Origin of the sequence: Taibaiella soli (assembly GCF_003236175.1) — a bacterium.
Taxonomy (GTDB): Bacteria; Bacteroidota; Bacteroidia; order Chitinophagales; family Chitinophagaceae; genus QKTW01.
The window spans coordinates 113,603-136,788 of the sequence record NZ_QKTW01000006.1 but is presented as its reverse complement, the minus strand read 5'-3'; the positions used below and the strand labels follow the sequence as shown (position 1 = coordinate 136,788).

The 23,186-nt window shown below is 43.5% G+C and carries 16 protein-coding genes; 9 read left to right on the top strand and 7 right to left on the bottom strand.

The window, feature by feature from the left end; translation table 11 throughout:
- The first annotated feature begins 176 nt into the window (after nucleotides 1-176).
- Nucleotides 177-926, top strand: a complete 750-nt coding sequence (locus DN068_RS04130) for an MBL fold metallo-hydrolase (RefSeq protein ID WP_110997629.1) — start codon at nucleotides 177-179, stop codon at nucleotides 924-926.
- Between the two features lie 50 nt (nucleotides 927-976).
- Here DN068_RS04130 and DN068_RS04125 read toward each other — a convergent pair whose 3' ends face one another.
- The 3 genes from DN068_RS04125 to DN068_RS04115 are packed head-to-tail and all read right to left on the bottom strand — an operon-like array spanning nucleotide 977 to nucleotide 2,738.
- The gene (locus DN068_RS04125; RefSeq protein WP_110997628.1) at nucleotides 977-1,420 is read right to left on the bottom strand and encodes a Spy/CpxP family protein refolding chaperone; all 444 of its coding nucleotides are present in this window, start codon (nucleotides 1,418-1,420) and stop codon (nucleotides 977-979) included.
- 24 nt (nucleotides 1,421-1,444) lie between these two features.
- The gene (locus tag DN068_RS04120; RefSeq protein ID WP_110997627.1) at nucleotides 1,445-2,146 is read right to left on the bottom strand and encodes a hypothetical protein; all 702 of its coding nucleotides are present in this window, start codon (nucleotides 2,144-2,146) and stop codon (nucleotides 1,445-1,447) included.
- Nucleotides 2,147-2,177: 31 nt separating this feature from the next.
- Nucleotides 2,178-2,738: an RNA polymerase sigma factor gene (locus DN068_RS04115; protein WP_243630087.1), complete on the bottom strand. Its 561-nt coding sequence runs from the start codon at nucleotides 2,736-2,738 to the stop codon at nucleotides 2,178-2,180.
- A 130-nt stretch (nucleotides 2,739-2,868) separates the two neighbouring features.
- Here DN068_RS04115 and fmt point away from each other — a divergent pair, with 130 nt between their 5' ends.
- The 7 genes from fmt (at nucleotide 2,869) to DN068_RS04075 (ending at nucleotide 17,384) form a co-directional block, all read left to right on the top strand.
- Complete coding sequence (fmt, locus tag DN068_RS04110; protein WP_110997626.1) at nucleotides 2,869-3,804, top strand: methionyl-tRNA formyltransferase; 936 nt, start codon at nucleotides 2,869-2,871, stop codon at nucleotides 3,802-3,804.
- A 151-nt stretch (nucleotides 3,805-3,955) separates the two neighbouring features.
- The gene (locus DN068_RS04105; RefSeq protein ID WP_110997625.1) at nucleotides 3,956-4,960 is read left to right on the top strand and encodes a glycosyltransferase family 9 protein; all 1,005 of its coding nucleotides are present in this window, start codon (nucleotides 3,956-3,958) and stop codon (nucleotides 4,958-4,960) included.
- Nucleotides 4,961-5,159: 199 nt separating this feature from the next.
- Nucleotides 5,160-8,093 (top strand): T9SS type B sorting domain-containing protein, encoded by a 2,934-nt coding sequence (locus tag DN068_RS04100; RefSeq protein ID WP_110997624.1) that lies wholly within the window; start codon nucleotides 5,160-5,162, stop codon nucleotides 8,091-8,093.
- Between the two features lie 192 nt (nucleotides 8,094-8,285).
- On the top strand, nucleotides 8,286-11,423 hold the full coding sequence (locus DN068_RS04095) for a gliding motility-associated C-terminal domain-containing protein (RefSeq protein WP_165836273.1): 3,138 nt from the start codon (nucleotides 8,286-8,288) through the stop codon (nucleotides 11,421-11,423).
- A gap of 302 nt (nucleotides 11,424-11,725) precedes the next feature.
- Nucleotides 11,726-14,851, top strand: a complete 3,126-nt coding sequence (locus DN068_RS04085) for a gliding motility-associated C-terminal domain-containing protein (protein WP_165836272.1) — start codon at nucleotides 11,726-11,728, stop codon at nucleotides 14,849-14,851.
- Between the two features lie 169 nt (nucleotides 14,852-15,020).
- Nucleotides 15,021-16,769 (top strand): T9SS type A sorting domain-containing protein, encoded by a 1,749-nt coding sequence (locus DN068_RS04080; protein WP_110997620.1) that lies wholly within the window; start codon nucleotides 15,021-15,023, stop codon nucleotides 16,767-16,769.
- 120 nt (nucleotides 16,770-16,889) lie between these two features.
- A complete protein-coding gene (locus tag DN068_RS04075) occupies nucleotides 16,890-17,384 on the top strand; it encodes a low affinity iron permease family protein (RefSeq protein WP_110997619.1) in 495 nt (164 codons plus the stop codon).
- Here DN068_RS04075 and DN068_RS04070 read toward each other — a convergent pair.
- The 3 genes from DN068_RS04070 to DN068_RS04060 all read right to left on the bottom strand — a co-directional run bounded on the left by DN068_RS04070 (nucleotide 17,374) and on the right by DN068_RS04060 (nucleotide 20,337).
- Nucleotides 17,374-17,841, bottom strand: a complete 468-nt coding sequence (locus DN068_RS04070; protein WP_110997618.1) for an SRPBCC family protein — start codon at nucleotides 17,839-17,841, stop codon at nucleotides 17,374-17,376. The two genes, DN068_RS04075 and DN068_RS04070, sit on opposite strands and share 11 nt — an antisense overlap.
- Before the next feature lie 239 nt (nucleotides 17,842-18,080).
- Nucleotides 18,081-19,298, bottom strand: coding sequence for an ADP-forming succinate--CoA ligase subunit beta (gene sucC, locus DN068_RS04065; protein WP_110997617.1), 1,218 nt, complete (start codon nucleotides 19,296-19,298; stop codon nucleotides 18,081-18,083).
- Nucleotides 19,299-19,443: 145 nt separating this feature from the next.
- On the bottom strand, nucleotides 19,444-20,337 hold the full coding sequence (locus DN068_RS04060) for a DUF72 domain-containing protein (protein ID WP_110997616.1): 894 nt from the start codon (nucleotides 20,335-20,337) through the stop codon (nucleotides 19,444-19,446).
- 185 nt (nucleotides 20,338-20,522) lie between these two features.
- Between DN068_RS04060 and DN068_RS04055 the strand changes: the two genes are divergently transcribed.
- A complete protein-coding gene (locus DN068_RS04055; RefSeq protein WP_123985229.1) occupies nucleotides 20,523-21,008 on the top strand; it encodes a hypothetical protein in 486 nt (161 codons plus the stop codon).
- A gap of 57 nt (nucleotides 21,009-21,065) precedes the next feature.
- Here the strand turns inward: DN068_RS04055 and DN068_RS04050 are convergent, their stop codons facing one another.
- Nucleotides 21,066-23,186 carry a bi-domain-containing oxidoreductase gene (locus DN068_RS04050; protein WP_110997614.1) on the bottom strand — a complete coding sequence of 707 codons (2,121 nt, stop codon included), beginning with the start codon at nucleotides 23,184-23,186 and terminating at the stop codon, nucleotides 21,066-21,068.

Genomic DNA, 23,186 nt, shown 5'->3' with positions numbered 1-23,186 from the left:
TCTCACAGAGGTGCGTAGAGGGTCCTGACGTTTGACAAGCATTGGCGCATTGTCATTGTTTAATCGATTATCAAAATATTAAATCTCCCTATAGCCCGCGCTGAGCGGCTTTAAGTCTTACGCTTTGAGCTTTTAGCTTAATTTTGCTTTTGACTTTGAATTTTGACTTTTTATCCATGGCTAAGATATTTCCTTTGTCCGAAGGCGTTTTTACGGTTGGTCGCGACAAACAATTTATTCCTTTCGATCTCAATAATGATGAACTGACTGACCGCTCTACGGGTTCGTTGCTGGTAGAAGTGCAGCCGTTTCTGGTAGTGACGGATAAAGATCTGATCGTTCTTGATGCAGGTTTAGGTTTCTCCGGAAAAGACGGCATTATGCAGATTCATGCAAACATTGCGCAGGCTGGTTACAGCTATGAAGATGTAACGAAAGTATTACTTTCTCATCTGCACAAAGACCACACTGGTGGCGTATTACAGAAAGATGCAAACGGGCTGGTGAAGCCAACTTTTCCAAATGCAGAGTACTATGTATATCGTCCGGAGGCGGATTACGCGCTGAAAACGGGTTACCCTTCTTATCATCCTGAGGAAATAGAAGCTTTGCTTTCTACTGCGAAAATTCACTGGTTGGATGGACAGAGTGGCCTGATTGATGATTATATCACATACACACATTCCGGCGGCCACTGTCCGGAGCATATTGTTTATTTAATTGATGATGGTTCGGATAAGGTTTTTTACGGTGGAGACGAAGCACCACAGCTGAAGCAGATGAAAATGAAGTATGTAGCGAAGTACGATTTTGACGGAAAAAAAGCAATGGCTTTACGTGAGCAATACGGTGAAGAGGGTAGAAGAGAAGGATGGAAATTTCTGTTTTATCACGATGTAACCACACCAGTTGCGGTGTTGAGCTAACGATAAAAAAATAAGGGCGACCAAAACGGTCGCCCTCGTTGTTTCGTGTTCTATTTTTTAGTTTCGTTTTTGTCTTTAAGTTGCTGCAGCAGCAAGCCTTTGAAATCTCTTTCTGCCTGATAGAGCTGTGCCAGTTGTTGTGGCGTAAGTACTTTCAAAAACTCATCTTTATACTTTCTTTTCAAGTTAAGTTGCGCTTCCTGAAAATTTAGATTATCGTCAATGTACTTGCGCGATTCTGCCTCGCTAAGAGTCTTGTTTTGTCCGGGCTGACCATACTTGTCAAAATAGCTGCGGCGCAACGATCTGATGGCGTCGTCGTATTGGTTGTAAACTGGCCAGAAACGAGCAGCCTGTTCTGAAGTAAGATTCAGTTTGTCGGTAATATAACTCACTTTGGCAGCATGAATCCGCTCAAAGCGTTCTTTCTGTGGTTGTGCATTGCTGGCTGTAAATCCGGCAATGATTAAAATAATAAGCAACAAGCGCTTCATAGGTCTCAATCTCTTTGTAAAATATTAATTAGTTTCATTTTTCTCACTCCATCCGGTTTCATTCAGATACTGGATGATTTCATTCTTGTCGATTTTGTTGATTTGCGAATGATATTCGTCCTGGCGCACCGTTTTCGCAGTTGCAACATTATTCTCCAGCATATCGGCATCAAATTCGTCCAGGTTTGCCTGTACAAATGCACCGATCGTATCTGTTGAAATTCGGGACATGCGATGTTCTGCAGACGGGCTGACCGGATAAATCATTTTATAAGAACCAATACCTATGCTGCTGATCAAAATTGCTGCAGCGGCCCATCTGATGGACCCCCAGAAATTTATCTTTCGTTTGCGGATTGGTTTATATTCTACCGGTTCATGATCTGCTTCGTTTTCTACCGCAGCCATTATATTGGCAGAAAGATTTTCAAAATAATTTCCTGGAACAGTGAATGGATTTGATTTCGGAAAACCGGCAAGCATTTCTGCTTCGATACGGTTCATAATCACCTCCGGATTTTTCTCGAAGTAATCTTGTGGAACCGCAAATGGCGGATTGGCCACTTGAGGCAGAAGCCCGTTTTCTATTGCCTGAATTGCAATAATACGATCACTCAATGCCTCGAAATATCCATCTGGAATTTCATAGGGCATTTTACGCGACATCCCAGCCAGTGGGCTATTCCAGGCGCTCAGTTCCTCTACTATGTCGTTATGAATGTTCATTTATCTATTGACTTTCTGATGGCGAAATGGTTTAATCATTTTTGATGAAAGCCTCTACTTTTTTCACTGCGTGATGATAAGAAGCTTTTAGTGCACCTACCGAAGTATCAAGCACTTTGGCCATCTCTTCATAAGGCATCTCATCGTAATAACGGAGATTAAAAACAATGCGCTGTTTGTCCGGTAATGCCTGTATCGCCTGTTGTAACCGCCATTCCAGTTTGTTGGGATCAAATCCTTTCTGTGCTACCAATTTGTCTGCCAGCGCACTTTCATGATCGCTGAGTGAAAAAGCAGTTCTTTTTTTCTGCTGGTCAATCCAGGTGAGCGTTTCGTTGGTGGCAATCCGGTAGAGCCAGGTATAGAGGTTTGATTCTTCTCTGAAAATCAAAAGGTTTTTCCAGACTTTGATAAATACGTTCTGTAAAATATCGTTAGTATCCTCATGCTCCGTTACCATTCTTCTGATATGCCAATACAAACGCTCCTGATATTTTTTTATCAGTAGGGTGAACGCTTTTTCGCGGGTCGCTTCATCCCGGAATGCGATTAGTAATTGCTGGTCATCTTGTTGGGCCTCGATAGGCATCATATTCGCTGCAGTTGTAACATAGACGGGGTCAAGGTAGTAAAGTTTAACCACATATGGCTGACGATAAACACTTAACATAATATTTGCATTACTGGTTAGAGCAAGTGTATTGTATTAAATTTGTGAGATCATGCGATCATTTCAAGATTTAAGAATAGTTTTTTTCGGAACGCCCGATTTTGCCGTAGCCTCTTTGGCCGCTCTGGTGGAAGCGGGAGCGAATGTAGTGGCGGTTGTTACTGCGCCCGATAAGCCGGCCGGCCGTGGCAAGCAAATGCATTCGCCAGCGGTAAAAGTTTATGCAGACAGTAAAGAGATTGCCGTATTGCAACCGCCGAAACTGAAGAACGAGGAGTTTTTAGCTGAACTTAAATCGTTGAATGCGGATCTGCATGTGGTTGTAGCGTTCAGAATGCTGCCAGAGGTAATCTGGAATATGCCGCCGTTGGGCACCATTAATGTGCACGCGTCACTTTTGCCACAGTATCGCGGCGCGGCGCCAATCAACTGGGCAATTATCAATGGTGAAACAGAAACTGGTGTTACCACGTTTAAATTACAGCATGAAATAGATACAGGGAATGTGCTGTTGCAACATAAGGAAACGATTTTGCCGGAAGATAATATTGGTACACTGTATGAAAAACTGATGAATGCAGGGGCCAAATTGCTGATTGAAACTGTGAAAGGCTTGGCAGAAGGTAGTTTGAAGGAAATGCCGCAAACTGAAATGAATGCAGCGACGTTGAAGCACGCGCCGAAAATCTTTAAGGAAGACACTTATATCAACTGGAACAATACTGCCGAAAGTATTCATAACCTGATTCGCGGTATGTCGCCACATCCGGCAGCGTATTCAGATCTTGGCGATAAAATCGTTAAGGTTTACCAATCTCATTTTGAAAATGTCGAAACCGGCTTAACTCCGGGTACTTTTGACACCGATCACAAAACTTATCTTCGTTTTGCTGCCTCTGACGGATGGTTGTATTTTGATGAATTACAGCAGGAAGGGAAGAAACGGATGAATGTGGCTGATTTTTTGCGCGGATTCAGAATTGCCTGATTTAATGTGTTGATAGTGAATTGATTATTTTGCAATAAAATGCCAGTCGGGTATTTTGCTTTTTAACTTAATTAATTCATTGATATGTGGTTGTCCACATTTGTTGAAAATCTTTTCTGCGCTTTGCGCTAAACTTTTGTATGTTTTCAAAATGAAGGTACTTATAGTACGTTTTTCTTCTATTGGTGATATTGTGTTGACTACTCCGGTAGTGCGTTGTTTGAAACAACAGCGGCCTGATGCGGAGGTGCATTACCTGACAAAATCGGCTTATCGCGCAGTTGTCGCACATAATCCGTATATTGACAAATGCATTTACCTCGAAGACGACCTCAATAAAACGATCGAAGAGCTGAAAAAGGAGCGGTATGATTATGTGATCGACCTTCATAACAATCTCAGAACTGCGCGTGTAAAAAAAGCCTTGGGTGCTGAAAGTCACGCTTTTCCGAAACTGAACGTTGAAAAATGGCTGCTGGTTAATTTCAAGATTGACATGATGCCGGATAAAAGCATTGTGGAGCGCTATTTTGAGGCGGTAAAACCGTTAGGAATCAGGAATGACGGGCAGGGGCTGGATTATTTTATTCCGGATACGCAAAAAATTACCAATGACGATATTCCGATGAGTCATTGGGCTGGATATGTGGCTTGTGTGATCGGTGGGTCTTATAACACTAAGAAGTTTCCTGTAGAAAAATGGAAAGAATTTTGTGCAGCAGTGCCATTTCCGGTGATGTTGCTGGGGGGGGCGGAAGACCGTGATGAAGGGCAATTAATAGTAGGTGAGGATAGTATTAAGATATATAACGCCTGCGGAAAATTTAATCTGAATGAATCGGCGGACCTGGTAAAAAGAGCTAAGGTTGTCGTGACAAACGATACCGGGCTGATGCACGTTGCGACAGCTTTTAGAAAAAATGTGATTTCGCTCTGGGGAAATACCTCGCCGGAAATGGGCATGTTCCCGTACTACGGCTTTAATAATCTTAAAGATAGGGTAGCTCCTCAGTCGGTCATTATGGAAAAAAAAGGGCTTCGTTGTCATCCCTGCAGTAAGCTAGGTTATGACAAGTGTCCTAAAAAGCACTTCAAATGTATGCGGGATTTAAATGTGACCACTATTGTTGAACAAGTTATAAGTTTTTGGAATTGATATATAATTTAAAAAAGTTTCTAAAATAATTGCTTGTCGACCCAACTTAATGCACTGTTTTTTTGTCTAATCATTTTAACGGGACAGTAAAAGCAAAATTTAGTTGGTCAATAAGTGTGAGAAGGGTTGCATAATTGCCATGAAATGGTAAATTTGTTACCGTCGCGTTAAAAATTGATTAAAAAATAATTAAAGTAACATGAAAAAAGTTACGTCATTACTTTATCTGTGTCTTGCTCTTGTTTGCGTGCTCTTGTTGCCTTCATCTGCGAAAGCTACACACTGTGCGGGCGGGGAGCTCACGTACACGTGGTTGCATGACTCAACTTATCAATTCACACTGCATTTTTACCGTGACTGTTCCGGTACTACCGGTGCCGGTCCGTTCCCGCTCTGTTATTATAACGCAGCGGGTACTTCCTATACGGCAGGTAACATGACACAGATCAGTGGTCCGGTGGAGATCAGCACAGGTTGTCCTGGCTATTCTACTCGTTGTGCAAGCAGTGCGAGTACATTGCCTGGCTATCAGGAATATGTTTTTACCGCTACGGTAATCATGCCTTCGCAAAGTAACAAGTGGACGTTCTACACTTACCTGAGCGCCCGTAACTCTGCGAACAACTACACTGGTCAGCCGTATTTTTACATCGATTGTACGATGGATAATCTGAACGCGCAGGGCCAGTCTTCGCCGTTCTTCTCTGTAAAGCCAGTTCCTTACGTTTGTATTAATCAGCCGTATACCTATAATAATGGTGCGATCGATCCGAACAATGACTCGCTGGCTTATGAAATGATTTCTCCACGCTCTATCAATACATTTACTTGTGTGGCGAATCCCTCTACTACAGACATTCTGAATACACCTACTTATAATCTTACAAATAACCCGTTCCCAACCGGTAACACCTTTGTGCTGAATGCGACAAATGGCCAGATGTCATTTACGCCCAACCAAAGCGGGCCAAGTGTGGTAACGATTAAAGTGAAAAAATACCGCAGTGGTATTTTGATCGGTTCGGTGCTTCGCGATATCCAGATTGTGGTATTGAACAACTGTAGCAACATTCAGCCAACCTTAGGCACTATTGCCAGCTCAATCACAGGTGCGATAACGGACACTTCCGGACGTATTCTGGGTTGTGCCGGTCAGGCATTGCATTTCTGTTTTGATTCTAAGTCTACAGATACGGGAGCTCGCCTGGTAGTTTCTGCCAACAATGCGGCAATTGCTCCGGGATCTACGCTTACATTCAATAATACTTACGCGGATTCTGTAAATACTTGTTTCGACTGGACTCCGGGCTTGCTGGATACAGGTGTTAGAAACCTTGTAGTAATCGTAAAAGACTCAGCGTGTAAACCGCCGGGAATCCTGATGCAGCAAAACTTCATCATCCCGATTTACATTGCGCCGATCACTCAGATCATGAATGATACCACTATTTGTCCGGGTGACTCAACAACGCTGACAGCAGTGGGTGGGTCTGTGTTTACTTGGACGGTACTGGCTGGTGGTTCTCCATTGTCTACATTAAGCTGTACCAACTGTAAAAGTCCGGTTGCGAAGCCGACAATGACAACACGATATGTAGTGACGTCAAACAACCTTTCTTATTGTAACCGCAATAAGGATACGGTGACGGTAACAGTTGTAACACCTGCGCCAATTAATGCGGGGCCTGATACCACAACATGTATCAACAACTCGTTGCAGATGAATATCAATCTTAACCCGATACCTGGTACAAACTACCATGTGCAGTGGACTCCGTCTACGGGTTTGAGCAATGATACAATTCCGAATCCGATTGCAACACCTACAACAGATATCATTTACTATGTAAAAGTAACACCAAGTGGTCTGGGACGTTGTGCATCATTTGATACCATCAGTGTACGCGTTCTGCAGGGTTACAAATTGTATACCCCGGATACTGCAGTCTGCGCAGGCAGCACAGTGAATGTGAAACTGCTGGGTGACAACCGTTATAATTTTAGCTGGACTCCAACGAACGGCGTGGTAAGTCCTACTGATATGGCGCCGGCAATTACACCGGATACATCACATCTTTATACTGTGACTGCATCTTATCCTGGTTGTCGCGACAGTATTTCGGAATTCTTCCTGGATCTGCAGCCAATACCGACAGTATATGCAGGTCCTGATCAGACACTTTGTTATGGTGATACGATGACGCTGCAATGGACAACAGTTTCTCCGTCTTCTTATCCTAATTACATCTACGACTGGAATCCAGGCGGTGGTCTTGATGATCCTTCCAAACTGCATCCGTTGTTTACTGCGGTATCAACTACAACATTAACTTTCACTGCGTCAACACCTGCAGGTTGTAAAGCGTCAGACGATATTCAGATGACTGTTAAGAAACCTAAATTCCTTACTGCATCTGCAGATACGCTCCTTTGTCCTGGTGATACAGCGCAACTACGCGTAACAGGTGATGCGGTTTCCGTAATCTGGACTCCGAAATCTTATATTGACAACGATACCAGCTTTGATCCTAAAGTTTATCCGACTGCAACTACAGACTATACTGTGGTAGGACGAGATAAAGATAATTGTGCCGATACAGCAACTGTGAATGTTACAATTAAACCAATGGCGGTAATTAATCTGCCAGATTCAACGACGATCTTCCCTGGTGAATCTTACCAGATGGATCCGGGTGGTAACTGTCTGTACTTCTCATGGTTCCCGCCGCTAGGCCTTTCAGCTACCAACATTGCTAACCCGATTGCATTGCCTGGCGTAAATACCCGCTACTTTGTAACAGGTACTACTGAGTATGGCTGTTGGGTTAAAGATTCTATAGATGTGTTTGTTTCTCCGGAATCTTATATCGATGTACCCAACGCTTTTGCTCCAGGAAACGGTCCTAATAATGTGATCATGCCAGTACACAGAGGAAATGTAACACTGAAGTCTTTTGTGATCTACAACCGCTGGGGTGCTAAGATGTTTGAAACAAACCGACTGGATGATGGATGGGATGGTCGTCTGAACGGACAACCGCAACCAATGGGTGTTTATGTGTACATGGTTGAAGCGGTAACACCAACAGGTAAACGATTCTACAAACAAGGAAATATTACGTTGTTACGGTAGGCTTCTGCCGTAACAATTTTAACGAAGCAACAAAAAACTTATAATAGGCACCACGAGAACCATAAAAAAGGTGCATAGTCTATCAGCCCTACAAATTTTAAAACCGATTTTTCATTCAAATTGTAAAGGAGACAGACTATGATCTCTAATTTTAAATTCACAAAGAAACTTCTCTTTTGTTTCGCACTTCTGATGTGCGCACTGGGAGTGGACAAAGCACTGGCTTCCCACTTTGCGGCTGCGGACATGTATGTAACCTACATCGGTACAGGCCCAACAGACCTTAAGTACAAGGTTGTATTGGATGTGTACAAGGCGTGTGAGCCAAACAACTCTGATCTTTACTATCCAGAGTACATCAGTTATTCATCTACAAAATTAGGGGTCAGCGTAGGTCAGATTGTAGTGGATACGGCAGGTACAGGTCACCGTAGCGATACGCTTGATCAGCTGTGTCCGAACTTTGCTCCGATCAACTCCTGCCGCGTGCCGGGCTCTCAGTGGCCGGGTTTCGTAATGTCGGAATACACTACGATTATCACATTGCCTGATACCAGCGATGACTGGGAAATTCTCTGGACTGATGGTAGCCGTAACTCTGGTATTGCAAACCTCTGTAACGCAGGTAGCCAGAATATCACGATTCGTGTAGGTATCAATAACGCGTTCCGTTATAATAACAGTTCTCCGCGTTTCACAGTAAAACCAATTCCGTATCTGTGTCAAAACCAGGCAGCGGCGTTCTTTAATGGACCTGTGGATCCAAACGGTGACTCGCTGCGTATCGAAAATAAACAACCGGAGGGTTGTACATTCGGTTCCGGTACCTGTTTGTGTGGTCCGAACACTGAAATCGGCTATAACACAGGTTTTTCTCTGACAAATCCGATTAACTCATCTGCTCCTTATACGGTAAGCCCAACGAGTGGTGTTGCGACATTTGTTCCTACTACGCAGGGTAAATTCGTACTGGCATTCCGTTGTTATGAGTACGACCGTACTACCGGTACACGTCTCGGTTATATTACCCGTGACGTACAGGTTTCTGTGCTTGGTTGTAACTCTCCGGCTCCGGTTATCGACAGTATTCCAATTAACGTACAGGGGGGTAAATTCACTTCCTCTTCTGGTAACGTAATTCTGGGTTGTCCTGGTTCTAACTTCTCGTTTAGCATGCAGGCACACTCTCAGTCTGCTACCAACTCTGTAAGCTTATACGCTGACACAACTGCAACTCCGGGTGCACTGTTTACAGTAACGAACAACGGCAGTGGTAACCCAATTGGTAATTTCTCATGGAATCCAACTAACAATGATATCGGAGATCACATCCTGATTATTCAGGCAGTTGACTCTACTTGTACCAACCAGCAACCAATCGTATTCCGAAGCTATCTCGTAGTACTTATTAAGGTAATTACCGGGGTAGATGCGGGGCCTGATAAATTTGGTTATTGCGCACTCAATAATAAACCGGTTCAGTTAGAAGCTTCTGCAGGTATTTCTGGTCTTTCTTATGTTTGGACAGACGTTAATGGCGGTCCGGCGATAGGCCTCAATAACCCGAATATTTATAATCCTCAGGCAATTGTTCACAGTACCACGTCATATAGGGTGTCCGTCATTAATAATCAGCTGCCGGCCAATTGTAAGCAGATGGATACGGTAACGATTCATATTGACAGTTCAAACACAGTAACGATCAGTCCGTCGACACCGGTTATTATGTGTCGTCCGGGTTATAAAGAATTCTCTTTAAAAACTACAGGACCTAATCCGCTGAGAAATCTGTCTTGTGGTACGCTTGATACGATTTCATGTGTACACCCGGATTCTTCCGATGTAATTCCTGATGGTCTGCTCCCGAGCGCAAACCTGACCAACTACAACAGTACACCGTTCTACGGATATTATAATACTTCTAAACACCAGTACCTCCTGCGTAAAGCGGATCTGTTGACAAGTGGTATACACTCTTCTACACTGAAAAGCGTTGCCTTCAAATTGAACCCGGCTTATTCTGGTCCGGCTACAATCAACAATCTGAAAATTGCGCTGAAATGTACAGGTGCATCAAACCTGAGCGCTACTACAGGTCTCCTGTCTGGTACAACACCTGTGTACACTGCGACAGGTCCGGTAACGGTTACCGCTGCAGCGAATGGTTATGTGAAATTTGATTTCGATACGCCATATAGCTGGGATACTACTCAGAACCTGATTGTAGAAGTTTGTTACGCAAATGCGAGCACATTCACTCCGATCTATACTTACTACATCAGCACTGGTTATGTAAGTACGCTGAATGAATACTACTACTCTGGTAACGTTTGCGGTAGTAATCCAACATTCTACGGCCCTTACGCTTATACTGAAATGCCACAAATGCGTTTCAACTATTGTGAAGCTGATACAGTTCCTTTCACTTTCACATGGAGCCCTGGTACATTCTTGTCTGATTCTACAAGTTCAACGCCATTGGCTTACATCGCTAAGAGCACGAAATACTATGTGTCTACAGCAGGCCGTAGCGGTTGTAAAGTAGTTGACTCCGTAGATATTTATGTTCCGATTCACAATGTAATTACCTGGCCAAAAGATACAGCGGTATGTGCTGGTGAATCAGTAATCCTGCACGCACGTAACAGCTACACTTACCACTGGTACGAAGACAAAAACTTCAATCCGGCAACAAGCCTGAGCTGTAACAATTGTGAGGATCCGCTGGCGACACCTCCTGCAGATCGCGACTACTACCTGGTAACAAGTGATAGCGTAAACTGTAACGACACATTTAAGTTGCACGTAACAGTGAAACCACTGCCAAATGTGAACATTCTGAACAACGATACAATGATTAAATACGGACAGAGCGTTCAGCTCCTTGCATCCGGTGCGTACCTCTACTACTGGTCGCCAACTGCAAGCCTGAATAATCCGAACGTGATTAATCCGATTGCTTCTCCTACTGAGCCGACTGTATACTACCTGACTGGTATTGCTACCAATGGTTGTCGTCAGATCGACAGTGTGAAAATCAGCATCGATTATCGTGATCATCTGATGATTCCTTCAGCGTTCACACCAAATGGTGACGGCCGTAACGACGTCTTCAAGATCGTGAACCTGACATTCCAGAAAGTAATGGAATTCCGCGTATTCAATCGTTGGGGCCAAGAAATCTTCAGTACTACAGATGGTACTAAAGGCTGGGACGGTACCTGGAAAGGTGTTACTCAGGAAATGGGCACTTACAACTACATCATTCGCGTAGGTTATCCTGACGGTTATGTAGAAACTTACAAAGGTGATGTTACACTCGTAAGATAATATTGGTTCTACCATAGAAAAATCCTCCCCGCGGTTTTGCAGGGAGGATTTTTTGTTTTAGCTCATCGGCTTTTTTCTTTAAAAAAATGCAAACCGGAATAAGATCCGGTTTGCATTTTTTCGTTGAAGACGTTTCAATTTGGCCTGATAATTGATATAAGGTTACATAGTCTAAACCCCGCATATGCTGCGGCGTTATTGACTCACAAATAGTTTTAACTCAAATTGTAACGAAAGAACGGATGAAGGTTAATTTTAAATTCGCTCAAAAAATAGTCTGGTGCTTTGTCTTAATCATTAGTTTGTCGGGAGTAAATAAGACGCTGGCTACTCACTTTGCGGCTGCAGATATGTACATTACCTATATCGGCACAGGCCCAACGGATCTCAAATACCGGGTTGTATTGGATATTTATAAAGCATGCGAGCCGGGGGCGGCTAACCTGACTTATCCGGAGCATATAAGTTATTCATCGGCGAAATTGGGCGTTAACGTTACGCAAGTCGCCGTTGATACCACCGGAACGAATCATCCAAGTGATACACTAGATCAGCTGTGTTCCAGTTTTACCGCTATTAATTCTTGCCGTGTACCGAATTCTCCGTGGCCGGGCTTCGTTATGTCTGAATACACAACAATCATTACGTTACCCGATACGAGTGATGACTGGGAGTTTGTCTGGCGGAATAGTTCCCGCAACGGAGGCATCTTAAATCTTTGCGTACCGGGTGGGGAAGATATTTTGATCCGGTTGGGTTTTAATAACGCGTTTCGTTATAACAACAGTTCTCCGCGTTTTACAGTACAGCCAATTCCTTATTTGTGTCAAAACCAACAGGCCATATTTTTTAACGGTCCCGTCGATCCGAATGGAGATTCACTGCGAATAGAAAATAAACAGCCGGAAGGTTGTGTCAGCGGAGGAAGCTGCGCCTGCGGCGTAAATACGGAGATACCTTATAGCGGAGGTTATTCGTCCCTGAATCCGATCCATTCAGGAATTCCTTATCATGTAGATTCAACCACTGGTATGGCTGATTTCTTACCAACGCTGCAAGGCAAATTTGTTCTGGCTTTCCGTTGTTATGAATACGACCGGGCGACGGGTACACGCCTGGGCTATATCACACGCGATGTACAGGTTTCTGTACTGGCCTGCAATTCCACTGCACCGCGAATTGACAGTATTCCTTTAAACGTACAGGGTGGAAAGTTTATTTCAACTTCTGGCAATGTACTTGTCGGTTGTCCGGGTACCACTTTCTCATTTGGCTTGCAGGCACATTCTCAATCTGCCAGCAATTCGGTAAGCTTATATGCGGATACCGCAGCAACCCCGGGTGCAACGTTTACAGTCACAAATAATGGTTCTGGTAATCCGATTGGGAATTTCTCCTGGCATCCGACCGTCAATGATATCGGCGATCATATTTTAAAGATTGATGCCGTAGATTCCTCTTGTACGACACAACAGCCCATAGCTTTCCGGAGTTCAATGGTAATATTGATTAAGGTTATCACCGGTGTCGACGCCGGTCCGGATAAATATGGTTATTGTGCACTTAATAATAATCCGGTTCAATTAGAAGCTGCCGCGGGTATTAGTGGCCTGTCTTATGCCTGGACGGATGTAAGCGGCGCCCCCGCAATAGGGTTGAATAATCCTAATATTTACAATCCACAGGCCATCATTCATAATACCACTACTTACCAGGTAAAAGTTGTCAACAACGGACTCCCGGCTAATTGTAAGCTGATGGATACCATAACAGTTCATGTTGACAGTGCTAATAAAATAACGATTACTCCAAATGCAGTTGTTCTGTGTCAGCCTGGTTATACGACGCTACAGGCCCAGGCTACAGGTCCTGCTCCTTTGAGGAATCTCTCCTGCGGCACTGTAGATATTGTATCCTGCACCGCTACCGATTCTGCCGACATAGTCCCGGATGGCTTATTGCCGTCAATTGCGCATTCAAACACGGCTACCAGTCCATTTTATGGCACTTATATCACCGCGAAACATCAGTACCTGCTCCGCAAATCTGACTTGCTGGGAAGTGGGGTACATTCCGCTACTTTGAAAAGCTTGTCTTTCCGGTTAAATCCTGCGTCATCAGGTCCGGCGGTGTTCAACAATTTAAAGATTGCATTGAAGTGCACAGGTATGTCAAATCTGAGCGCCACAACAGGACAGGTATCGGGCACTACACCTGTATACACCGCAACAGGTCCTGTCAGTGTAGTGGCGGGAGCAAATGGCTATGTGAAATTTAATTTTGATAAGCCTTATAGCTGGGACACCACGCAGAATCTGATCGTAGAGATTTGTTATGCCAATCCAAGTGCCGTGGCGCCAGTTTACACGTATTATATCAGCACCAGTTATATCAGCACTTTGACTACATACTATACATCTGGCAATATCTGTGGCAGTAATCCGGCATTCCTTGGTCCTGTTGCGTATACCGAAATACCGCAGATGCGCTTTAATTATTGCAATGCCGATACAATGCCATTCAGCTATACCTGGAGCCCGGGCATGTTACTGTCTGATTCAACGAATGCAAGTACAATTGCCTATGTGCCGGAAAGTACGAAGTATTATGTGAGTACAGTGGGGCACAGCGGTTGTAAAATAACCGATTCGGTGGGTATCTACGTGTCTACCCATAAAGCGCTTGTGTGGCCAAAAGATACTATTGTATGTATGGGAGCGTCTATTGTATTACATGCGAGCAGCGCCTATAGTTATCATTGGTATGAAGATGGAAATTTCAAACCTGCTGTCAGCCTGAGTTGTAGTAATTGTGCAAATCCTGTGGCGACACCTCCCGGAGATCGTGAATATTACCTGATTGTTAGCGATAGTGTAAACTGTCGTGACACATTTAAAATTCATGTAACAGTGAAGCCGCTACCGAATGTGAAGATTGTAAACAGCGATACCATGATTAAATACGGGCAGAGCGTTCAACTGCATTCGTCCGGGGGATATCTGTATTCCTGGTCTCCGACAACAAGCCTGAATAATCCTAACCTCATGAATCCGGTTGCTTCGCCTTTAGAACCTACAGAGTATTATCTGACGGGTATTGATTCCAACGGTTGCCGCGAAACTGACAGTATCAAAATCAGTATAGATTATAGGGATCATCTGATGATTCCCTCCGCTTTTACACCGAACGGAGATGGCAAAAATGATGTATTCAAAATCGTAAATCTTAGTTTCCAAAAGGTAACCGAGTTTCGGGTATTCAATCGTTGGGGGCAGGAAATATTCAGCACAGGCGATGGTCAAAAAGGCTGGGATGGGACCTGGAAGGGAGTTGCTCAGGATGTGGGTGTTTATAATTATATTATCCGGATTGCGTATCCGGATGGCTATGTTGAGACTTATAAAGGGGACGTTACACTGATAAGATAATGTTAGTTTCAAGCTATTGGAAAACCGCTACGCAATGTGGCGGTTTTTTGTTTTAGGTGAATATTCCCAGCGAACATCAGCAGGGATTTTTAATTAATTGCGATTATCAGTAAATGTTGATTGCTTTTTTTGTCATATGTTTTTATTTTAAAGTTGAAAAACCGAAAATATGAACAAGAAAACCCTGCGTACCGCAGTCCTATCGGCTTTAAGCCTGTTTCTTTCTTCCAGTTTCGCCCATGCACAATACAACAAAAACTACAGCGTCCCCAGGACTGCAGAAGATGTTGTTGCGTGTGCCAATGGAGAATACTGTACCGTTTCTTCTATTACCGGTTTTCGACGGTATGATTACAATGGCAATTTGTTATGGGAACGGACCTATTCTAATTTGCCGATGCACGTTGGCGATTATTGGGGTCGGTTAGTGCATACCGATGATGATGGAATTATTTTTTTTACGGTCGGCCAGTATTATAATCCCATGGCTATTAAAATCGATATTGGGGGAAATTTGGTTTGGGCTAAAGAGTATCTGTCTAATTCAGATTCGGTTAATTTAGATGCCGGCTTACGTATTGATGCGACACACATGGAGAACGCTTCTTCAGAAGGCTATATGATGGTTACTTCAGGACATACAGGGTATGTTGACTATAGAGATAACCTGGCGCCATATCGCTACCGTAGCGTATTGAATGTACTTAGAATTGATGGAGATGGTAATCTTGTCTGGAATAAAAAATATGCTGAAGACATCAGCGATGCGTATTCTGTAAATGATCTTGCTAATACAATTTCATATTCCGGCCGCGATGATTTTGGTAACAATAGTTACTATATCGGCGGGCTAAGAAATCAGAATCCGATAAGTCCAACCGATCCCGGCGGAAGTTTTTATTTCCAAATGAGTATCGACGAAAACGGTAACATTGTTAATGACTATCAGGCTTTGACCGCTTGTTCTTATCCGACTGGTTTTGATTCGGAGTACGATTGGGATGATAACACTGTAGCTGTGACATTCCAATTTGCAGCTTGCCCTCAGGCAGGTCCGGGAATTGCTTCTCAAATAGGCTTGATCAAAGTAGATCATTCCTTGAACATGACCATGCAGAAATTTTATTGGTTTCCGAGTTGCAACGAGGTAGTTCCCCATAGAATTCAGAAAAGTCAAATAGATGGTAGCTATTTAATTGCCGGGCAAGCAGCGGATCAGGGTACATTGTCACAGAGCATAATCAACTTTTTTCTGATTAAAGTTCGACCTGATGGAACTTCACTTTTTTCAAAAAGGTACATGGTTGCAGAAAACGGATATGCCAACGGATTAATTGTTAATTACAACCCATCCCTGCATGATGAAAATTATGTGATGATAGGGGCATCCGGGCCATATAATAGCACAACGATCGGATATGGGCGGATTTTGAGCACCGATCATAATGGGGTTGTTTGCGGACAGTGGGATTTTCCACTAGAAGACGGTAACGCGAGTTTACCAACCGCCAGCTATCATTATTCGTCTTATGATGTCTATGGCCAGAATGATTATAATATTCCGGAAATACAGCCATATGTTACTGGTTATCATGATTGCAATTTCTATCACGAAAGTGGTTATAGAACAATTCCGGCTAGTGTAGCGCAAACAGATGCACAATGCAAGGTTTATCCATCTGTGCTATCGGAAAATGAAAATAATCTGTCTGTTGACGTAACATTGAGTGCGGCTTCAAATTTGAGTATCGTTGTATATAGCATAGACGGTCGGAAAATCACTGAACAGCAATACCATGATGTTTCCATAGGAAAATTGAAAGTTTCATTGGGTGGGCTATTACCTGGCAACTATCTGGTAAATATTCAAAGTGACAATAAAGAAATTCGGAACACAACCCGTTTTTCAAAATTATAATTGAAAGGGCGCATAAGCGCCCTTTTTGTTTTGAAGTTCCATGTTAACCGTCAAGATAAACCATCAGCGATTTTGTGGCATTATTCTTATAGTATTTGATGCGACTATGGGCGTGATTTTATGAAAAAGAAGACTAGTAGACTCAGACTTATTTTTGACCGGTTTTCTACCAAAGTGACGCAAGTTACCGGAAGGCCTGTATCTTTTATCCTCGCCATTCTAATTGTTGTAGTATGGGGTGCCACTGGCCCCATTTTTCATTATTCGGACACCTGGCAATTGGTAATCAATACAGGCACTACGATTATTACTTTCCTGATGGTATTCGTAATTCAGCAGTCGCAAAATAAAGATACGGCGGCCATTCATCTGAAGCTAAACGAATTGATTGCCGCTTCGGAGACTGCAAGCAACAGATTAGTGAGCGCAGAAGATCTGACCGAAGAGGAGCTACTTACATTGAAACAATTTTACGTCACGATTAGTGAACTGGCGAAGAAGGATATTGAACTTTTTACCACGCATTCAATCGATGAAGCAAAGGAAAATCACGAGGAAAAATCAACTGCCAAGAAGCGAGATAAAATGTCTGAAAGTGCTAAAGCTAAAAACTGATCAGTTCGGCGTTGAGTAGTTGCGCTAATCCTTTCGCACCCCACTGCATTACTTTATCGTGGTTATGTTTGAATACAGGCCTGAGCAGAAATGCCAATTGGGTCATCCATTTTTTTTTAGTCCGTACCTGCCAGAGATGGTGGATATGACAGACTCCGTCTTTTTCTTCAAAACGCCAGGTGCCTTGTCCTTCGAGATCGCCCGAAACAGCGCCGCGCAACATCTGATAATCTACTTTTTCTTTTAATTCTATGGTAAAAGAAAGCGAATAGGGTAGATTACCACCTTTCCATTTATAGGCAAAGAGGACCCCGATGTCATTGACGGCTCCCTCCCGGATTTCTTTTACTTCCAGAACGCCTTTCCACCAGTCCGGCCAGGAAGCAGTGTTATAAAGCACGTCCCAGACTTTCTCAAGCGGTGCTTTTAGCTGCCAGTGTGTGGTAAAAGAATACATGAACTAAAGTTAAAAGTCAAAAGTCAAAAGTCAAAAACACTGGCGGGGGTCTTCCGAAGGGCGACTCGTGTCTATCATCTTTAGCAGTCTCGGACTGCAGCTTGGTATTTCACTGCTATGAGGTGCCAATAGGGAGACTGGCAAGATATTTAAACACTAAGAACGCTATGTAACTCTTGTGCCGGAAGCAAAAAAGCCTCCCGTTGGGAGGCTTTTTCAAAAAAATATGCTTGATGAGATTAAGCGCTCACAGCTTTTTGAACCAGTTCAGCAGCTTCGCTCAGCAGGATAGCAGATTGTACTTTCAGACCTGAGTTTTCAATCAGTTCTTTCGCGATTTCAGCATTGGTACCTTGCAGACGAACGATGATCGGAATATTGATTGTACCCATGTTTTTGTAAGCTTCGATTACACCAGCAGCAACGCGGTCGCAACGAACGATACCACCGAAGATATTGATCAGAATTGCTTTTACGTTAGGATCTTTCATGATGATACGGAAACCAGCTTCAACAGTCTGAGCGTTTGCAGTACCGCCTACGTCCAGGAAGTTTGCAGGTTCACCGCCCGCCAGTTTGATCATATCCATAGTAGCCATTGCCAGACCAGCGCCGTTTACCATACAACCCACGTTACCGTCGAGTTTTACATAGTTCAGGTTGCTTTCAGCAGCTTCTACTTCTGTAGGATCTTCTTCGCTTTTATCACGGAGATCAGCCAGATCACGATGACGCATCAGTGCGTTGTCATCGAGGTTCATTTTACAGTCAACTGCGAAGACTTTATCATCTGCAGATTTGAACAGTGGGTTGATTTCGAGCATCGCGCAATCCAGGCCAACATAAGCGTTGTACAGGTTAGTCACGAATTTCACCATGTTTTTGTGTGCTTCACCGCTCAGACCGAGGTTGAATGCGATGTTGCGCGCCTGGAATGGCAACAATGGAGAATTAGGCTCTACCCATTCTTTGTAGATTTTTTCAGGAGTGTGGTGTGCTACTTCTTCAATATCCATACCGCCTTCGGTAGAATACATGATTACGTTTTGTTTTTTAGCACGATCCAACAGGATAGAAATGTAAAATTCTTTACGCTCGCTAGGACCATCGTAATACATATCCTGTGCAACGAGGATTTTGCTTACTTTTTTACCAGCAGGGCCCGTCTGGATTGTTACCAGCGTATTACCCAGAATATTTTTAGCAACTTTTTCTACGTCTTCTGCACTTTTAATCACCTGTACACCGTGCTGCTCAGGCACTTCGATCATGGTACCTTTACCACGGCCACCTGCGTGAATCTGCGCTTTTACAACCGCAAATTTGCTACCAGTATTTACAGAGATCTCTTTATATGCTTTTGCTGCGTCATCAGCGTTGTCAACAGCGATACCTTCTTGTGTAGGTACGTTGTAACGTTTCAGCAGCTCCTTGGCTTGATATTCATGCAAGTTCATGTGTGCAAAAATTTTGGCGAAGATAGCGTAAAATGTATATGCCTGTCAAGTTTTTTGACCGTTATTTTAGGTTGGAAGTTTTAAGTTATACGTTTTAAGTTATACGTTATAAGTTTTGAGTTGTAAGCAGTGTGGTGTTTCGCTTTTAGAATAGCGTGTTTTCTTGTAATATGGGGGCTTTCAGTTCCGTATGGTTCTTTTTATTCATCTGCTCTACGAAATATTTGATCAGTTCCGGCGAATGCAATTCCTCGTGCTGATGCATAAAAAAATAACACTGTTGCAGTCCTTCTTTCATCCATTTGCCTAACCTGTCTACCCATTCGTCTATCCGTTCATAGTCGGTGTGGTGAAGTGAATTACCCACAAAACGGATAAAACATTCCGGTGTGCTCAGATGCATATGGACGCAATCTCTGCGGCCGGCGGCATCTGTAATAATTGTGCCCCGTTTGTGCTTTCGTAGAAATGCATACAGCTCAGGATTATAACCATCTGTGTAAAATTCTTCATTGCGGAGCTCCAGAAACAGGGCCACATCTTTCGGAAAGTCTTCAATAAATGCTTCAATATCCGGCAATGTTTTCAGGTTCATGGAAGGATGCGGCATCAGGAACAACGGCCCGAGTGTATCACCGAAAGCGTCAACGATATTGAGAAACGAATCGACCTCGGCACGGGTGTCTTTCAGTCTCTTAAAATGGGTAATGGATTGCGTGAATTTCGGACAGAATTTAAAGCCTTTCGGCACTTTTTCTTTCCATTTTTCTACCTGTTCGCGCGAATGCTGGCTGTAAAAAAATCCGTTAAACTCTATGGAATTGAACAAATGCGCATAATATTCAAGGAAGTCTTTTTCCTTAGTGCCTTTCGGATATAATTTCCCGATCCAGTCCTTCCGGCCCCATTTGGCGCAACCTACGTGAAATTTTGTTTTTCCTTTCCCCTTCTTCAGCGTTTCTGTGGTTACCGCAGGATCGGGCGGCAGTGTAAAGTCAATTTGCTCCAATTCACGTTCCGGTACTTTCCCAAAATCCATAGTTCATCGGTTTTATTTCAAAGTTAGCAAACAGAAAGGTTTTGGAAAGCGCTGCTCAGTGGATTGATTAATAGGTAAATAAAGTTGGCCTCAAATTTGATGGATGCAAAGAATAAGTAAATAAAGGATCGGATTAAGTGGTCCTCTTGTCTGTTGGAATTAAATGAGATGTATAAAAAGTGGTTATGGAATTGAAACACTACTACAAGGAAGCAGAGGGATATGTTTTAAAGAACAGCTTTACCCCAAAAAGAAAAATAGTCTGCAGAACGGTTCGAACCATTTTCTTTTTGATGTTTATTCTCATTTGTATGTTCAGCGCAAATATTAAGACGGTCATTTCCGCAGGCCTCGCGCCAATAGGGATGGAGATATTTGTATTTTTTTGTGCTCAGGTTGATGTCAGTGTCCGGCCGAAAAATGAGCTGATTGTTTTTTGTCGGGACAGCATTGAAAAGCAATATTATTTCAAGACACTTTTAAAACTAAAGAAAACGCCGGTAAAACGTTTTGGTTTTATGAAAGCACAATGGCGCGCCGTTATGTATTTTAACGAAGATGAAAAGGAAATGAAGGTGGTGCTTTGTGATCGGAAAAATGAGGCAACCGTAGACGAAATCATTTCAGAGACCGCCATGTTGCTTCATCTGGGAAAACGTGCAATAGCTTAATGTTTCGACAACCAAATTATTTCAGAACTACTTTTCGGGTAAAAGCACTTTTGACCGCTAATGATCACTGATTGGTATCCATCGCGCTTCAGTAAGACTCTGCAATGCTGCAATGCAAGCCTGGGTGGTGTTGATCAGGGAATCAAATGGAATCAATGCTGGTCCGCCATTTTTAAAACGGTTTAGTAACAATTGGAACTGTGCGGCGTGGCCCTTGTTCTGACTGCCTGATACAGACGAAAATCCTTTGAATCCGTAGCCCGTAAGTTTTTTCCAATTTTCGAGAACGAGTGTGCGTCCCTGGTTGTAAACTTCTACGCGTTCTTTATCATAAGCCTTGCTGCCGTTGGCAAAGAAATGGATGGTCGCATTCGTACCATTGGCATATTGCAGCAACAGGGTGACGTTGTCGGATGTAATATTTTTTTCCGGCCCCATTGCATTCATGCAAACAGCCTGCACATAAGACCCAGAAAGGAATGTGCAGAGATCTACAAAATGACAAGCCTCGCCGATAATTCTGCCTCCGCCGAGCGCCATATCCTGCAGCCAGTTATTATGAGGAATACTGCCCGCGTTTACGGTCACAATAATATTCGACGGGATATTTTCACTGCCGGAAATTAATTGTTTCATTTTTTGTGCCAGTGGAGCAAACCTGCGATTGAAGCCTACATTCAACGTTTTTTTGCTTTGCTGATAGGCCGTGATTACCTCGTTCAGTTCGCTTTCATTAATTGCCAAAGGCTTTTCCACAAATACATCTTTTCCGGCAAGCAGCACTTCTGAAACCATCGTTGCATGCTGATGATGACGCGTGGTAATAAATACTGCGGCTACCTGGTCATCGTTCAGAATCGAGCGATAATCACTCGTGACAGTCGGTATTTCAAATTTTTTCGCCAGAATAGCGGCGGAAAGTCCATTAGCACTCGCTATAGTCTTAATCTGTGCACCATTTTTTTTCAACTCCGGCAAAACAAACGACGAAGTGAAATTCCCTGCGCCAATTAATCCCAAAACAGTATTGCTTCCGGAAAAATCGTGGGTTTGCAATTGAATACTTGCCGCACGGTTCACCATTTCAGGGTACTCCATCAATGCTGCGATTACCTGATTGTCGGAAAGGTGATCGTAAATGTCTTTATAGTTTGTAAGTGGCACACGTTTGGTGATCAGCGGACGAACATCGAGCTGGCCGGATGCGATGGCTTGCAGCACGGCTTCAAAATTCCGCTTCGCTGTCCAGCGTACATAACCGATCGGGTAATCGCTGCCTTTCTCTTCGTATTGCAAATCGTAGCGGCCAGGGCCATAAGAGCAACTAACCTGGAAGCTGAGTTCTTTTTCGTAAAAGTCAGCGCGGTTCAGTTCGAGGCCAATGACGCCCGTCAATACAATGCGTCCGCGTTTGCGACACATATTTGCCGCCTGCGAGATAACTTCATTGCTTTGTGTTGTTGCCGTTATAATTACTGCATCGGCACCATATTGATTGGTTGCTGTATAAACGGCTGCAGCTGCGCTATCCGCGTGCACGGCTTCAATGCCTGCATTTCGCGCCAGCGTTAGTTTTACTTCATCAATATCAATGCCAATCACGCGACAACCATTTGCTTTCAGCAACTGCGCGGTGATTTGTCCGATAAGTCCTAAACCCGTAACCACAACGGTTTCGCCTAAAGAAGGCTGTACCAGCCGGATGCTTTGCAGCGCAATGGCGCCCGCTACTGTGAAAGCAGCAGCTTCATCAGAAACACTATCTGGTACCTTTGCAACCAGATTTTGTGGAACGGAAACAACTTCTGCATGTGCGCCATTTGATGCCACACGATCTCCAATCTGGAAACCTGATACATTTTTTCCGATGCCGATTACAATACCTGCGTTGCAATATCCGAGCGGCAATGGCTGGTTTAGTTTATTATTAACCGCGTTGAAAGTGGATTTTAGTCCGTCGGTTTTTATTTTATCGAGCACCATTTTTACACGTTCCGGTTGCTGACGTGCTTTTTCAATCCATCCGGCTTTTCCGAAGGCCACCAGCATCCGTTCTGTACCCAGTGAAACCAGGGTGTAGGTAGTACGTATCAATACTTCACCGTCTTGTATTGCCGGTGCCGGCACTGTTTCAAGTGTGGTATCGCCGTTCTTTAAATCCTGGATGATCTGGTACAT

Coding starts and splice junctions, on each gene's coding strand:
- DN068_RS04095 (WP_165836273.1), top strand. CDS start 8,286: ATGTGCGCACTGGGAGTGGACAAAGCACTGGCTTCCCACTTTGCGGCT.
- DN068_RS04115 (WP_243630087.1), bottom strand. CDS start 2,738: ATGATGCCTATCGAGGCCCAACAAGATGACCAGCAATTACTAATCGCA.
- DN068_RS04075 (WP_110997619.1), top strand. CDS start 16,890: ATGAAAAAGAAGACTAGTAGACTCAGACTTATTTTTGACCGGTTTTCT.
- DN068_RS04080 (WP_110997620.1), top strand. CDS start 15,021: ATGAACAAGAAAACCCTGCGTACCGCAGTCCTATCGGCTTTAAGCCTG.
- fmt (WP_110997626.1), top strand. CDS start 2,869: ATGCGATCATTTCAAGATTTAAGAATAGTTTTTTTCGGAACGCCCGAT.
- DN068_RS04120 (WP_110997627.1), bottom strand. CDS start 2,146: ATGAACATTCATAACGACATAGTAGAGGAACTGAGCGCCTGGAATAGC.
- DN068_RS04070 (WP_110997618.1), bottom strand. CDS start 17,841: ATGTATTCTTTTACCACACACTGGCAGCTAAAAGCACCGCTTGAGAAA.
- DN068_RS04130 (WP_110997629.1), top strand. CDS start 177: ATGGCTAAGATATTTCCTTTGTCCGAAGGCGTTTTTACGGTTGGTCGC.
- DN068_RS04055 (WP_123985229.1), top strand. CDS start 20,523: ATGGAATTGAAACACTACTACAAGGAAGCAGAGGGATATGTTTTAAAG.
- DN068_RS04100 (WP_110997624.1), top strand. CDS start 5,160: ATGAAAAAAGTTACGTCATTACTTTATCTGTGTCTTGCTCTTGTTTGC.
- DN068_RS04105 (WP_110997625.1), top strand. CDS start 3,956: ATGAAGGTACTTATAGTACGTTTTTCTTCTATTGGTGATATTGTGTTG.
- DN068_RS04125 (WP_110997628.1), bottom strand. CDS start 1,420: ATGAAGCGCTTGTTGCTTATTATTTTAATCATTGCCGGATTTACAGCC.
- DN068_RS04050 (WP_110997614.1), bottom strand. CDS start 23,186: ATGTACCAGATCATCCAGGATTTAAAGAACGGCGATACCACACTTGAA.
- sucC (WP_110997617.1), bottom strand. CDS start 19,298: ATGAACTTGCATGAATATCAAGCCAAGGAGCTGCTGAAACGTTACAAC.
- DN068_RS04060 (WP_110997616.1), bottom strand. CDS start 20,337: ATGGATTTTGGGAAAGTACCGGAACGTGAATTGGAGCAAATTGACTTT.